Source organism: Nocardia sp. TBRC8007, assembly GCF_056629435.1.
In genome coordinates this window covers 20,957-34,368 of sequence record NZ_JBWSOR010000002.1, presented here as the reverse complement: position 1 = coordinate 34,368, position 13,412 = coordinate 20,957, and the positions used below count along the sequence as shown (strand labels likewise).

The 13,412-nt window shown below is 65.4% G+C and carries 12 protein-coding genes; 4 read left to right on the top strand and 8 right to left on the bottom strand.

Features of this window, described 5'->3' with window-relative positions; genetic code table 11:
* Positions 1–150: 150 nt before the first annotated feature.
* The 3 genes from ACX4ZE_RS02770 to ACX4ZE_RS02760 are packed head-to-tail and all read left to right on the top strand — an operon-like array spanning position 151 to position 3,910.
* Positions 151–996: a class I SAM-dependent methyltransferase gene (locus tag ACX4ZE_RS02770; RefSeq protein WP_480271682.1), complete on the top strand. Its 846-nt coding sequence runs from the start codon at positions 151–153 to the stop codon at positions 994–996.
* Entirely contained in the window at positions 993–2,660 is a 1,668-nt protein-coding gene (locus ACX4ZE_RS02765; protein ID WP_480271681.1) for a 1,4-alpha-glucan branching protein domain-containing protein, read from the top strand. The genes ACX4ZE_RS02770 and ACX4ZE_RS02765 overlap by 4 nt, the downstream gene beginning before the upstream one ends.
* Complete coding sequence (locus ACX4ZE_RS02760) at positions 2,657–3,910, top strand: glycosyltransferase family 4 protein (RefSeq protein ID WP_480271680.1); 1,254 nt, start codon at positions 2,657–2,659, stop codon at positions 3,908–3,910. Before ACX4ZE_RS02765 ends, ACX4ZE_RS02760 begins: the two co-directional genes overlap by 4 nt.
* Positions 3,911–3,991: 81 nt before the next feature.
* Here the strand turns inward: ACX4ZE_RS02760 and ACX4ZE_RS02755 are convergent, their stop codons facing one another.
* The gene (locus ACX4ZE_RS02755) at positions 3,992–4,738 is read right to left on the bottom strand and encodes an acyltransferase (protein WP_480271937.1); all 747 of its coding nucleotides are present in this window, start codon (positions 4,736–4,738) and stop codon (positions 3,992–3,994) included.
* 269 nt (positions 4,739–5,007) lie between these two features.
* Between ACX4ZE_RS02755 and ACX4ZE_RS02750 the strand changes: the two genes are divergently transcribed.
* Positions 5,008–6,336, top strand: a complete 1,329-nt coding sequence (locus ACX4ZE_RS02750; RefSeq protein ID WP_480271679.1) for an outer membrane protein assembly factor BamB family protein — start codon at positions 5,008–5,010, stop codon at positions 6,334–6,336.
* 6 nt (positions 6,337–6,342) lie between these two features.
* On the opposite strand, the gene ACX4ZE_RS02745 is transcribed toward ACX4ZE_RS02750, so the two are convergent.
* From ACX4ZE_RS02745 to serB, 7 genes are all read right to left on the bottom strand, one after another.
* Entirely contained in the window at positions 6,343–7,569 is a 1,227-nt protein-coding gene (locus ACX4ZE_RS02745) for a THUMP-like domain-containing protein (RefSeq protein WP_480271678.1), read from the bottom strand.
* Positions 7,569–8,546, bottom strand: coding sequence for a class I SAM-dependent methyltransferase (locus ACX4ZE_RS02740; protein ID WP_480271677.1), 978 nt, complete (start codon positions 8,544–8,546; stop codon positions 7,569–7,571). Before ACX4ZE_RS02740 ends, ACX4ZE_RS02745 begins: the two co-directional genes overlap by 1 nt.
* A 37-nt stretch (positions 8,547–8,583) precedes the next feature.
* Complete coding sequence (locus tag ACX4ZE_RS02735; RefSeq protein WP_480271676.1) at positions 8,584–9,360, bottom strand: enoyl-CoA hydratase-related protein; 777 nt, start codon at positions 9,358–9,360, stop codon at positions 8,584–8,586.
* Positions 9,361–9,468: 108 nt separating this feature from the next.
* The gene (locus tag ACX4ZE_RS02730; protein WP_480271936.1) at positions 9,469–10,233 is read right to left on the bottom strand and encodes an NUDIX hydrolase; all 765 of its coding nucleotides are present in this window, start codon (positions 10,231–10,233) and stop codon (positions 9,469–9,471) included.
* Positions 10,234–10,355: 122 nt separating this feature from the next.
* Positions 10,356–11,189 (bottom strand): ABC transporter ATP-binding protein, encoded by an 834-nt coding sequence (locus ACX4ZE_RS02725; RefSeq protein ID WP_480271675.1) that lies wholly within the window; start codon positions 11,187–11,189, stop codon positions 10,356–10,358.
* 128 nt (positions 11,190–11,317) lie between these two features.
* Positions 11,318–12,076 carry an aminoacyl-tRNA hydrolase gene (locus ACX4ZE_RS02720; protein WP_480271935.1) on the bottom strand — a complete coding sequence of 253 codons (759 nt, stop codon included), beginning with the start codon at positions 12,074–12,076 and terminating at the stop codon, positions 11,318–11,320.
* Positions 12,077–12,148: 72 nt separating this feature from the next.
* Positions 12,149–13,366: a phosphoserine phosphatase SerB gene (serB, locus tag ACX4ZE_RS02715; protein ID WP_480271934.1), complete on the bottom strand. Its 1,218-nt coding sequence runs from the start codon at positions 13,364–13,366 to the stop codon at positions 12,149–12,151.
* Positions 13,367–13,412: the final 46 nt, after the last annotated feature.

Genomic DNA, 13,412 nt, shown 5'->3' with positions numbered 1-13,412 from the left:
CTTAACGGTTCGTCTCGCCCACCGCGTGCGGGCTTCCCAGCACAGGATCAAAGAATCGAAGATCGGGGCATGATCGTGCCGAAATCTCGAATCGAGGGCAGGCCGGGTGCGAATGTCCCGTACGGACGCCATAGCAGTAACGTGAGGGTGATGAGCAAGGCTGTGACCACTGCCGCAGTGGGCGACCCGGTAAGTATGACCGCGGCCCCCGAGCCGACCACAGGCGCTGTCGAATCATTGCCGCTGACCGGCGAGCGTACCGTCCCGGACATTGCGGAAGAGAACTATTGGTTTCGTAGACACGAGATCGTCTACGCCCGCCTGCTGGATCATTGCTCCGGAAAGACCGTGCTGGAAGCCGGTTCCGGAGAAGGCTACGGCGCCGATATGATCGCCGATGTTGCCGACAGAGTGATCGGAGTGGACTACGACACCAGTGCCGTCGAGCATGTGCGCGCGCGCTACCCGCGGGTGGAGATGATCCAGGGCAATCTTGCCGCGCTACCACTGGAGGACGCCTCGGTCGACGTCGTAGTGAACTTTCAAGTGATCGAGCACCTATGGGACCAGTCCCAATTCCTGCTCGAGTGCCTGCGTGTACTGCGTCCCGGCGGCGAGCTGCTGGTCAGTACACCCAACAGGATCACCTTCTCTCCTGGCCGCGATACCCCGCTCAACCCGTTCCACACCAGGGAATTGAGTGCCGCCGAGCTGACCGAACTACTGATCGACGCAGGCTTCGAGGTCACCAGGATGGTCGGCGTACACCACGGGCCTGGCCTGCGGGCATTGGACGCCAAGCACGGCGGATCATTCATCGACGCGCAGATCGAACGGGCGCTGGCCGGCCAACCCTGGCCCGCCGAGCTGACCGCGGACGTTGCAAGCGTCACGAGCGACGACTTCGTGCTGGTCGCCGCGGATGTCGAGAACGCCGCGGATGTCGAGAACATTGATGCGAGTCTGGACCTGGTCGCCATCGCGGTGAAGCCTTGACCGAGCGCAATACTGTGCCCCACGGGCATTCCGCAAGTCCGGTACCAGGCCAGTTCACCTTGGTCCTGCACTCCCATCTACCGTGGCTGGCCCACCACGGCCGCTGGCCGGTAGGCGAGGAATGGCTCTACCAGTCCTGGGCCGCATCCTACCTACCAGTCGTCGAGGTGTTGCGAACCCTTGCCGTCGAGGGTCGTTCACATCTGCTGAGCTTAGGCATCACTCCGGTGCTCGCAGCTCAACTGGACGACCCGCACTGCCTGGCAGGCATGCACCACTGGCTGGGCAACTGGCAGCTGCGCGCCGACGAAGCCGCTATGGCGGGCAATCTCGCACTCGGTAGACGTGAGCACCGATCGGCCACCGCGGCGCTGGCCGAATTCGAGCAACACTGGCGGCACGGCGCGGCGCCGGTCTGGCGCGAACTCATCGACGCCGAGATCATCGAACTGCTCGGCGGCCCCTTGGCCCACCCGTTCCAACCTTTGCTGGATCCGCGGCTGCGACAGTTCCAGCTCACCGAAGGCTTGGCCGACGCGCACCATCGCTGGGGCCACACTCCCGCTGGAATCTGGGCGCCGGAGTGCGGCTATACCCCTGGCATGGAGATCGGCTACCAAGCCGCAGGGGTAACACATTTCATGGTCGACGGCCCCGCACTACGTGGCGACACGGCGCTCGGCCATCCAGTACACGAGTCCGATGTGCTCGCTTTCGGACGCGATCTACACGTGAGCTACCGGGTATGGTCACCGAAATCGGGTTATCCAGGCCATGGCGCCTATCGTGATTTTCATCACTATGATCACGCTACAGGTCTCAAACCCGCACGAGTCACCGGGAAGTCCATCGCCGGACCGGATAAAGCGCCCTACGACCCCGAACTGGCAGCGGCTGCTGTCACCTGCCACGTGGACGACTTCGTGGACACCGTGCGCGAACGATTGATCGCCGAATCCGCACGAATCGGGCACCCCGCCCTGGTGGTCGCCGCATTCGACACCGAACTGTTCGGCCACTGGTGGCACGAGGGGCCGCAGTGGCTGGCCCAGGTGCTGCGGGCACTACCTGAGGCCGGCGTGACCGTAGGCACGCTGACCGACGCGCGCGATCGGGGCTACCTGGGAAAACCGGTGCCACTGGCCGACTCTTCCTGGGGCTCGGGCAAGGACTGGCGGGTATGGGCGGGCGAGCAGGTACGCGATCTGGTCGAGCTCAACGAGGACATCGTGCGACTGACCTTGGACACCGTCGATAAGCTGCGCGCCGCTCAGGGCGGTGCGCTCGGCGTGCGGGATCAGGTAGCCGACCAACTGCTCCGCGAGGCTATCCTGACCGTGTCCAGCGACTGGGCGTTCATGGTCAGCAAGGACTCCGCCGCGGGCTACGCGCGCGACCGCGCGCACCGACACGCTCACGCGGTACGGGAAATCGCCACGGCGATCGCAGCGGGCCAAGTCGCGAAGGCACGGCAGTTGACGGCAGGATGGGGGGCGGCCGACGGGCTCTTCCCCGGCGTAGACGCACGACGACTGACCTCCGCGGGGTCCATCTCCCCCGCCCTCGGGGCAGCATCCGCGGCCGTGCCGGAATCGGGCTCCGCCGCAACGGACCCCGGCCTCGTCTCAGCGGAACCGGGCTGCGCCGCAGGAGGACTTGCATGAAGATTTTGATGGTGTCGTGGGAATACCCACCAGTCGTGGTCGGTGGGCTCGGCAGACATGTGCATCACCTCGCTGTCGAGCTGGCCTCGGCGGGTCATGAGGTGGTCGTACTGTCCAGGAGACCTTCCGGTACCGACTCCTCGACCCACCCCACGCACTCCTTCGCCGCCGATGGGGTGCTCGTGGTGGCAGTAGCGGAAGACCCGCCGGTATTCGACTTCGGTGCGGATATGCTCGCCTGGACCCTGGCCATGGGGCACGCCATGGTGCGCGCAGGCGTCGCTCTCGGTAAACCGGGTATAGGCGACGGCTGGACGCCCGACGTCGTGCATGCGCACGACTGGTTGGTCGCGCACCCTGGTATCGCACTGGCCGAGTACTACGACGTGCCGTTGGTCTCGACCATCCATGCCACCGAGGCGGGGCGACACAGCGGCTGGGTCGCGGGCAAGGTCAACAAACAGGTGCATTCGGTCGAGTGGTGGCTGACCAACGAATCCGACGCGCTGATCACGTGCTCGGCCTCCATGCGAGACGAAGTACAACGTCTCTATGGTCCGGAACGGATCCCGATGACGGTGATCCGCAACGGAATCGACGTGGGCGCTTGGACCTTCCGTCCGCGCGCGCCACGCAATGGCCCGCCACGACTGCTGTATGTGGGCAGACTCGAGTACGAGAAGGGCGTGCAGGACGCGATCGCGGCGTTGCCGCGCATCAGGCGCGCCTATCCCGGCACTACTTTGACCATCGCCGGTATCGGTACCCAGTTCGAGTGGCTGCGCGAGCGGGCCCGAGCACACCGGGTCGCCCGCGCGGTGACTTTCGCCGGTCAGCTCGCACATGAGGAGCTACTCGGCTGGCTACACGGCGCCGACGCGATTGTGCTACCCAGCCGGTATGAACCCTTCGGCATCGTCGGCTTGGAAGCCGCCGCGGCGGGTACGCCGCTGATCACCTCGACGGCAGGCGGCCTGGGCGAGGCTGTGATCGATGGCGTCACCGGCGCTTCCTTCGCACCCGCGGATGTGACCGGCCTGGGCGAGGCGGTCTGTGCCACTCTCGACGATCCCGCCGCCGCTCAGCAGCGGGCCTACGCTGCCAGAGAACGACTCACCGCCGATTTCGCCTGGGATGTGGTGGCGGCGGAAACCGCCCAGGTGTATCAGTCGGCCAAACGGCGGGTACGCAATCCGCTGGGGCGTCCGACCATTGTGGAGCGCCCACTTCCGGAACGCGATCCGCATTGACGGCTCTTCCCACCGCCTGAAGGCAGAAGATTCCGGCCAGCGCGGACCGCGCCGCGTTTCCCGATCCTGCCGGATACGCGGCTAGGCGGTCTGGGTCTGGGTGACGCCATTCTTCTTGCGCGCGATATCCTCCAGCGCCGCCTGGTACCGGGCGCGTTCTTCCGCACCGGAGTCCCAGACATCCTTGCGGTTCTTGACCACCTTGGCCGGTGCGCCCACAGCGATACCGTAGTCCGGGATCTCGCCCTTGACCACAGCGTGCGCGCCGAGCACACAACCGCGGCCGACTCGGGTCTCACGCAACACGGTCACCTTGGCGGCGATCCATGTATCGGGACCGATCCGTACCGGGCTCTTCACAATGCCCTGATCCTTGATCGGCACGGTGATGTCGTCCATCTTGTGGTCGAAATCGCAGATGTAACACCAGTCTGCGACCAGAGTCGATTCACCTATCTCGATATCGAGATAGGTGTTGACCACGTTGTCCTTACCGAAGACCACCTTGTCGCCGATGCGCAGCGAACCCTCATGGCAGCGGATCGCGTTACCGTCACCGATGTGCACCCAGCGGCCGATCTCCAATCTGCCCAACTCCGGCGTCGCATGGATCTCCACGCCACGACCGAGGAACACCATGCCGCGCAGCACGATGTGCGGATTGGCCAAGCGGAACTTGAGTAGCCGGTAATAACGCACCAGGTACCAGGGGGTGTAAGCCCGATGCGCGAACACCCAGCGCAAGGACGCCAGTGTCAGAAATCGTGTCTGCTGCGGATCGCGACGGCGTGATCCCCGCCAGCGCGAACGCAACGGTGCGCCCCACATGCTCGTCACGAACGCCTCTCCTGTCTTGGTCCTACCCTGCCGCCCCGCCTCTAAGGCGGCACGGTATAGCCTAACGCCCGCGGCGTGTGCCGCCGACGACCGGCGGGACTCGTTCGCCTCATGCCGGTCTCCCGTACAGTGACTCTCGCGGCGACGGCAGTGAATCGCCCGTCGGCGAGAGCGGACACACCGGCGCGAAGACCGTTCCGGGACAACGGTTCGGCACCTCATCGGTCTCGCGCGAGCCAACGACGACAGGAGTGCGGCAGGTGCGAAGCGGCGGCGTACTGGCTACTTTCCGGTGGCGACCGTCCCGGAAACGTACCGCGACGGTGCTGGTCACGGCCGGTATGCTGATCGTGTCCGGCTGTGGCACCGATATCGACGACATCACCGTCGGTTCCGGCAAGGGGTGGACCGCCGTCCACCACGACGGCCGCAACAGCGGCAGCAGCCCCGTCATCGGTACCAGGAAAATCACGCTGAGCTGGTCGCGCCCGGTCGGGGGGCCGATCGCCGAGCCCGTCACGCTCGGCCCTGACAGCCAAATGTTCATCACCACCCGACTGCCGAACTGCTCTATCTTCTCCTTCCAGATGAAGACCGGCCGCAAACGCTTCTGCGACACGCTCGGCCCCACCGCGATATCGGCTCCGACCTTGGTCGACGGTATGACCAACGTCTATGTCGGTGACGACAACCATATGAACTCTTTCAACTACTTGGGCCAACCACGCTGGCGTACCCGAGTCACCGGAACACCGGTCTCGGCGCAGTTCACTGGCGACGGGAATCTGCTGACCATCACCCAGTCCGGCCAGATCGACGTGCTGTCACGACAGACAGGCGCCCAACTGATACCGACAGTACGATTACTCGACGAACCGAATCTCCCGGTCCAGTCCACCCTGCCCCGGCCGACCTCTGAAGCAGAACTCGACGACTGCTTCACCGGAGGCCCCGGATGCCCTGTCGCGAATATCTCCCCCATCGACACATCGAGCGGCCGCTTCTACGTCACGCTGCGGAAGCCGGGCGAGCCCGCCGCCGCGCTGGTAGCCCTACGCTACACCGACGGCGAAATCCACCAGGAATGGAGCGAACAACTCCTGAAGCGCGGCAGCGCGACCAATCCGACCCTGTCCGCGGATGGCGGCACCGTCTACGTCGGTGACAACAGCGACCGTCTGATCGCGCTCGATGCCGCCGACGGCCGGATCAAGTGGATCCAGCAGCTGCCATGGACACCGCGCGGAGGCATCTCGGTGTCTCGTGACGGACTCATCATTCCCGCCGGTGACAACGGCTACCTGCTCGCTCTGCGGGACAAGGGAGATGCTGTCGAAGTGGCCTGGGAGCGTAAAGACCTCGCATTGCGCGGCACCCCGGTGCAGACCGCGGGCAATACCGGCTACACCACCGCGGCCATCGGCGAGGGGCTGAACCTGATCGTATTCGACACCAAGACCGGCGCGACCGTCGATTCCGATGTCCTTCCCCAAGCGCGGGGCACCACTACCGGTACCTCGGTCGGGGCCGGGGGCAAGATCGTAGTCGCCACTCGGATCGGTGAGATCTTCGCTTTCGAACCGGAATAGCCATCACTACCGCGTACGTGAGTCCACCGCAGTGCACAGGAACGCTGTCGGCGTGCGCCCGATTCGAGTGATCACCACAGTGAGCGGCCGGGAACCCGCCGGTTTCACGATGCGCCGCAGCCGGTCCGGATCCACCTCGACCCCGCGAACGAGGATCTCCAACGGCCCGCAGTCGTGACGGTGAAGACGGGCGCGCAGGGCTTTCTCGCGATAGTCGAGACGATCGATGACGCGAAAACCACGTATCCCGGCAGGGAGGTGGTCGCCGGTAAGGTAGGCGATACGGGGATCCAGTTGCCACAGCCCCAGTTTCGCAGCGTAATGCCGGACGAGTCCTGCGCGCACAACAGCACCGTCCGGATCGATGATCCATTCTCCTGGCGCGCGCTCATCGATGCCGCTGGGTTCGGCATCGGTGAGAGTCCACGCGGCGCCCGTGGACGAGAGCACCGTGGCACGACGGGTGACACCAGGTTCAGCAAGACTTCGGGACCACAGACAGGCCTCGCGCACCGTGCCGTCCAGGGAAACGATCTCGATCTCACCCAACCAGCCAAGACGTTCGAAATCCAATCCGGGCGCGCACTTCACCGCCAGCTCGCGGCCCTGATAGGCCGCGAGCAGATCTGGCAACGGCGGCTGCAGCTTGGCTGGATCGTGGGTACGCCTACCACCGGAACGCCGCGCCGGGTCGGCGAAGATCACGGTGCCGCTGCTGCACGGGCGCAGCGCATCCGCCTTCGCCAGCATCACATTCCATATCTGAGCACTGGTGACGGACGTACGCGACTCCCCTACCGGAAAACGGCACTGACTCAGATTGTGTGTGGCGATGGCCAACCGCACCTCGTCCAGATCGCTGCCGAGCACAGCGGGGCATACTCGGGCCAGTTCGACGAGGTCCGCACCGATCGAGCAGGTCACATCGTGCACAACCCGCCCCGCCAGACGCGCGGCCCGGTGCCTGGCGACGATCGACGGAGTCGCCTGTTGCAGGGCGTCGTCGGTGAACAGCCACTCTCCCGCGTCAGCGAGTTTAGCTGCGGCGCGGCGACGTAGCCGGACCGTCTCGACCAGAGCCGCGGCCCTGTCCTCGTAGGCGCGCCGCACCTGCTCGAGATCCTTCAGCAGGGATACCGCGGTCAGCGTGAGTTCATCCACCGCGACCAGTGCGGCCCGACCGGCAGGGCTGCCCAGATACCCGACGTCGTCACGGGAGAAGTGATAGCCCACTACTTTCCGGCAGCGCCGGGCTTCATGCCGGTGATCATAGCGTTGTAGAAGAATCGACGCGGCACCACGCGGCGCATGACATTGTCGTCCAGCCAGCTCAGCCCCTGCCAGGCACGATACATCGCCATTCGGTACCGCATGGTGAGTTTCTCAGCGGGCACCGCCGCCTCGAAAGTGCGCACTGGCCAGCCCCACAACGCGGCCGCGAGCTCCTCAGTCGTGGCGGCCACCTCGACAGCTCCCGCTGAACGAGCCATGGCTTCCAACGCCCTCGGATCGAAGGTATGCAAATCCACGACCGCTTCCAACGCTGCGGCGCGCGAGGATTCATCCAGCTCCTCTTGCGGACGCCGCCACCCGCTGAACATCGGAAGCTTAGTGACCGTGGTGGTGACCCCCCAGGTGATCCGGCCCAGCCACCGCGCGTAGAAGTTACCGACCGTAGTCGGCTCGCCTGCGAACACAAAGCGGCCACCGGGCTTGAGCACGCGCAAACATTCCTTCAGCGCCAACTCGACATCGGGAATATGGTGCAGCACCGCGTGGCCGACCACCAGATCGAACGTGTCGTCCTCATATGGGATGGTCTCCGCGTCGGCGACCCGGCCGTCCACGTCCAGCCCGAGATTGCGCGCGTTACGCAGCGCCACCTTCACCATGCCCGGAGACAGATCGGTGACCGAGCCGGATTCTACCACCCCCGCCTGCATCAAGTTCAGCAGGAAGAACCCGGTGCCACAACCCAGTTCGAGTGCCTTAGGGTAGGGCAACGGGGCTGGGCCGACGGCGGCGTCGAATCGCCCACGCGCGTATTCGATACAGCGTTCGTCATACGAAATGGACCATTTATCGTCGTAGGTCTCGGCTTCCCAATCGTGGTAGAGCACCTGGGCCAGCTTCGTATCTTTGCGCGCTGCTTCGACCTCCGCCTCGGTGGCATGCGGGTTAGGCGCAGGGTCCTCGGGACTTACCGTCATGGTCGGCTAGCCTACCCAAATCCCCAGTTGAAGCCTGCTATCGCCCCACGAATTCCGCAGTTCCGGGTCCATTGACCAGATAAGAACCTGTTCCGATCAGGCGATCTTCGGTCAGAAACAGCGCGGACCATTCGGTCCTGGCACGGTCGAAGCCGTGCGGGCCTGCTTCGAAGACCGCTTTCGCGGCGGATAACGCACGAGCCGGACCTGCCACGAACTGCTGTGCCCACCGCATCGCGGTGGCGTACACGTTGTCCGGTGCGACGACCTCGTCGACCAGACCGAGTGCCTTTGCCTCGTCCGCACCGACGAAACGACCGGTGTACACGAGATCCTTGGCCTGTCCCGGCCCGATCAGCAGCGATAGTCTGCGGATACCCGCGAGTGGAATCAGACCCGCCTTGATCTGCGGCATGCCCAGCTTGACATTGTCACCGATGACACGGCGATCGGCACCGAGCGCCAATTCCAGCCCGCCGCCGAGACAGTAACCGCTGATCGCCGCGACCGTGGGCTGCGGCAGGCGGGCCAAGCAGCCGAGCGCCCGCTGGAAGTCGGCCGCCACTGCACCAGCCTGATCGGCCCCGAAATCGGACAGCTCAGCCAGATCGTCGCCAGCTGAGAACACCCGCTCATCGCCGTGCACGACCACTGCGGCGATACCGGGATCCGCCGCGACAGCGTCCGCCACTTCGGCCAACTCGAGCGCCAGCTGCACGGTCAACAGATTCATCGGCGGGCGAGCGATCCGCAGGACAGCCACGCGGCGGGCGGCATTTCCCTCGGCCAGCTCCAAGGTCACGAATTCGGCCATGGGAAGCCACGCTACCGGGTGCCAGCATGAGCGGTCAGGCCCGGAGGCGGCAACGCAGCATAACCACGCAGGGCCCCGCACATGCTGAAAGGAACACAGCATGAGCGGTCACGGACGTATGGATCCCTTGAGCTGACCGGCATCCGGGAGGTCGGCGAAGTAGCGCTGGCTGTCCGGGAAGGACAGCAGCTGTCTGCCATCGACCGCGGCCGGCACCGGCAGGATCGGATCGATCGCCCGCCGCGCGGCCAGAACATCGGCCGTAGAACCGAATGCGCTGAGTGTGACCAGCTGCGACCAGGTCGGCGGCAGCAGAATATCGGTGCCACGACGCCAACGCTCCAGCGCCTCGGCCGGAGTACGCCACTGCACTTCCGCCGCCTCCGAGGTGGCGCCGTCTGCACATTGCCCTTCCGGCAGCACCGCGACGAAGAACCGGGTGTCATAACGGCGTGTCTCGATCACCGGGGTGATCCAGTTGGCCCACGGCCGGAGCAGATCGGCGCGCAATACCAGCTTCTCCTCGGCGAGGAATGCGGCCAGCGACAGTTCTCTGCGCTCCAGCTCGGTGCGGGCGGCGCGGTAACCGACGGTATCCGCGACAACACTATCGGCGGTAGGGCCTGCCAGCAGAACGCCGCATTCCTCGAATGTCTCCCGTACCGCCGCGCAGACCAGCGCCTTGGCCCTGGTCCTGGTAGTGGCGAAACGCTCGGCCCACCAATCGGGCTCGGGCCCGGCCCAGATGATATCCGCCGTACCGTCGGACGGATCGACCCTACCACCGGGGAATACGGTCATCCCGGCGGCGAACGCCATGGCGCCTACCCTGCGCTGCAAAAAGACCTCGGGCCCTGCGGCGCCGTCGCGCATGAGTACCACCGTCGACGCGTCCTGGGGTGACGCTGTCGGCGGCACCGAGTCGTGCCGCGCTTCTGTCTCACTCACCCTTGCACCCTAACGCGTGCTTGGTGAGCGACGTCCCGCCAGCCGTATCAGCGGGTACGGTGACGGCCCGCACGACGTGCTCGCCGCGCGAAGTAGCGACCGTCCACCCGATCCAATAGGATCGACTGCCGAAAAGCGTCGCTGAGGCTTTCCGCGGTGAGCACATCGGAGAGCAGTCCTTGCGCGACCACTTCGCCCTCGTTGAGGAGCATCCCGTGGGTGTATCCGGGCGGGATTTCCTCCACGTGGTGAGTGACCAGCACCGTCGCGGGCGCATCAGGGTCGGCGGCGAGATCGCCGAGCCGCTCCACCAGCTCCTCCCGACCGCCCAGATCCAAGCCTGCGGCGGGTTCGTCGAGCAGCAGCAGCTCGGGATCGGTCATCAGAGCACGAGCAATGAGCACTCGCTTGCGCTCGCCCTCCGACAGCGTCCCGTAGGTGCGATCCGAAAGGTGTTCGGCACCCAGGTTCTCCAACATATCGATAGCGCGGTCGAGGTCCAGATCGTCGTAACGCTCCCGCCAACGACCGAGCACCGCGTATCCGGCGGACACCACCAGATCGTTGACCTTTTCGTCAGGCGGAACCCGGTTGGCTACGGCGGCCGATGACAGGCCGATACGCGGGCGCAGCTCGCTGACATCGACTTTGCCCATTTGCTCCCCGAGTAGATAGGCGATCCCCGAGGTAGGGTGCATCTCGGCCGCGGCCATCCGCAGCAGCGAGGTCTTGCCCGCGCCATTGGGGCCGAGGACCACCCAGCGTTCGTCTAGCTCGACTCGCCAGGTGACCGGACCGACAAGAGTATGTCCGGAACGGCGAACGGTCACGTCGGTGAAATCGATGAGCAGATCGGAATCCGGTTGCGACACGGGCTCCATCTTGGCCCACTCGTAGGGGCACGTGCCAACATGGGCAGGTGGCAGGGGCCTGCTCCGGTACATATGGCATCGCGGAGCGGGACCCGGAGCGGACCCCCACACCGGATGCGACAGGACCGCTCAGGCGTTCACCAAGACCGGGGCGGTACCGCGATCACAGTCATCGAACCCGGCGCTACCTCGGTGAATCCCGCGTCACGCACGGCGACCGCAGTGCCATCGGCTACCTGTCCGACCAGTTCCGACCACTGCCGGGCATCCGATTCCCGCACTGCGCAACGAAATCCGAGCTCCGCCCAGCGCAGGACATGTTCGATCGGCAGAGCGCCGGCCAGCAGCATGCTCGCGTGACCTACCTGCGCTGCCGCTTTCCCCAGGGTCATCCCGAGCGCGGTGCGCACCCACAGCACAGGCAACCCAGCATCCGGCGGGCCGGGATCGTCATGGTCGAGATCGGTGCCACCGATCTGCAGGCGTTTGATCAGCGGATCCACCGCGCCCACCGGACCAGGCACCAGCGCCCTCGCCTGTGCCCCATCGATCTCGGCGGTGACGCCGTGCACCGCACCGCTCGCGTGCCACTTACCGCCTCGGGCACGTCGGACGACCTTGCGGACGCGCGATCGCGTCCATGCCGAATAGTGCTCCCGCCATACCCCACCAGGTCCGACCCGCTCGTCCAGGCACAATGCCGCCACCGCGGCTGCCGCCGCGGCGAGCAGCGCACTGCGCGAAGGCGGGTCGGTTCTGGGTAGATGCAAGACCAGCTGCATCGCCTGCACCATGGCCGGATCATCCGGGTCGCGGGCGCCGCCATAGCCGCTGGCCAGCACCGCGTGCCTGGCGCGGAAGCCCGCATCGTCCGAGGCAATCACGGCCGCGTCCATGAAACTGCACACCACCCTGAGCCTACCGGTCCGCCGCTGTCCGCAGCAGCGCCGGTTTCGATCGTCCTGGCCTCACCCCAGCGGAACACGGCGCAGCAGGCCGTCCTTGGCGTCGGCGGCCTCCACTTCGTGTCGGGTAACTCCGAGAATGAACAACACCGCGTCCAGATAGGGATGCGAGAGCGCGGCATCGGCGACCTCACGCAGCGCCGGCTTAGCGTTGAAGGCGATACCCAGCCCGGCGGCGTTGAGCATATCTATGTCGTTGGCGCCATCACCGACTGCGACGGTCTGGCCCATCGTCACTCCGGCCTCCGCCGCGAACTTGCGCAGCGCAGTGGCCTTCGCCGCGCGATCGACGATCTCGCCGACGACCCGGCCAGTGAGTTCGCCTTCGACGATCTCCAAGGTGTTCGCCTGCACGAAATCCAGTTCCAGTTCGTGTGCCAGCGGTTCGATCACCTGGCGGAACCCGCCCGACACCACACCGCAGCGGAAGCCGAGCCTTCGCAGGGTACGGATAGTGGTGCGGGCGCCTGGCGTCAACTCGATCTGCTCGGACACCGCCTCGATCACCGACTCGTCGAGCCCGGCCAACGTGGCCACTCGTTGCCGCAGCGATTCCGCGAAGTCGATCTCCCCCCGCATGGCGGCTTCGGTCACCCGCTGGACCTCGTCCGCTACTCCCGCGTACGCGGCGAGCATCTCGATCACTTCACCCTGGATCAAGGTCGAGTCGACATCGAACACGATCAAACGCTTACCGCGGCGAGACAACCCGGCGCGCTCCACTGCGACGTCCACCTGCTCATGTACCGCGACCTCGGCCAAAGCCGTACGCAACCGGGAATCAGTGTCCGGTCCGGGATCGGTCGCTGTGACCAATAGCTCCATACCGGTCACCGGATAGTCGGCGATCCCACGAATGGTGTCGATGTTGGCGCCCAGAGTGGCCAGCTGCCGCGATACCGCACTGAACGCGCGTGCGGTAACCGGGGCGCCTAGGATCACCACCGCGTGCGTGGAAATCGGTTGCCTACCGATCGCAGCGCCCACTTCGACCTCGACGTGCATACCGACGGTATTCATTGCCTCTTCGAGTTCATCCTGCAAAGCCTCCGGATCATTCGGACAGGCAACCAAGACACCGAGGGTCAACCTGCCTCGGATCACAACCTGTTCCACATCCAGCAGACTCACCCGGTGCCGAGACATAGCCGCGAGCAGCACGGACGTCACACCGGGACGATCCGGTCCGGTGACAGTGACGAGAACGGTGGTGTCGGCCAACTGATGCGCTCCATATTCGATGTTCGCCACCGCTGTGCTGGACCTC

Excerpts from the sequence above, each read along its gene's own strand:
- ACX4ZE_RS02770 (WP_480271682.1), top strand. The coding sequence starts at position 151 with ATGAGCAAGGCTGTGACCACTGCCGCAGTGGGCGACCCGGTAAGTATG.
- ACX4ZE_RS02760 (WP_480271680.1), top strand. The coding sequence starts at position 2,657 with ATGAAGATTTTGATGGTGTCGTGGGAATACCCACCAGTCGTGGTCGGT.
- ACX4ZE_RS02755 (WP_480271937.1), bottom strand. The coding sequence starts at position 4,738 with ATGTGGGGCGCACCGTTGCGTTCGCGCTGGCGGGGATCACGCCGTCGC.
- ACX4ZE_RS02740 (WP_480271677.1), bottom strand. The coding sequence starts at position 8,546 with ATGACGGTAAGTCCCGAGGACCCTGCGCCTAACCCGCATGCCACCGAG.
- ACX4ZE_RS02735 (WP_480271676.1), bottom strand. The coding sequence starts at position 9,360 with ATGGCCGAATTCGTGACCTTGGAGCTGGCCGAGGGAAATGCCGCCCGC.
- ACX4ZE_RS02730 (WP_480271936.1), bottom strand. The coding sequence starts at position 10,233 with ATGCGCGACGGCGCCGCAGGGCCCGAGGTCTTTTTGCAGCGCAGGGTA.
- ACX4ZE_RS02725 (WP_480271675.1), bottom strand. The coding sequence starts at position 11,189 with ATGGAGCCCGTGTCGCAACCGGATTCCGATCTGCTCATCGATTTCACC.
- ACX4ZE_RS02720 (WP_480271935.1), bottom strand. The coding sequence starts at position 12,076 with ATGGACGCGGCCGTGATTGCCTCGGACGATGCGGGCTTCCGCGCCAGG.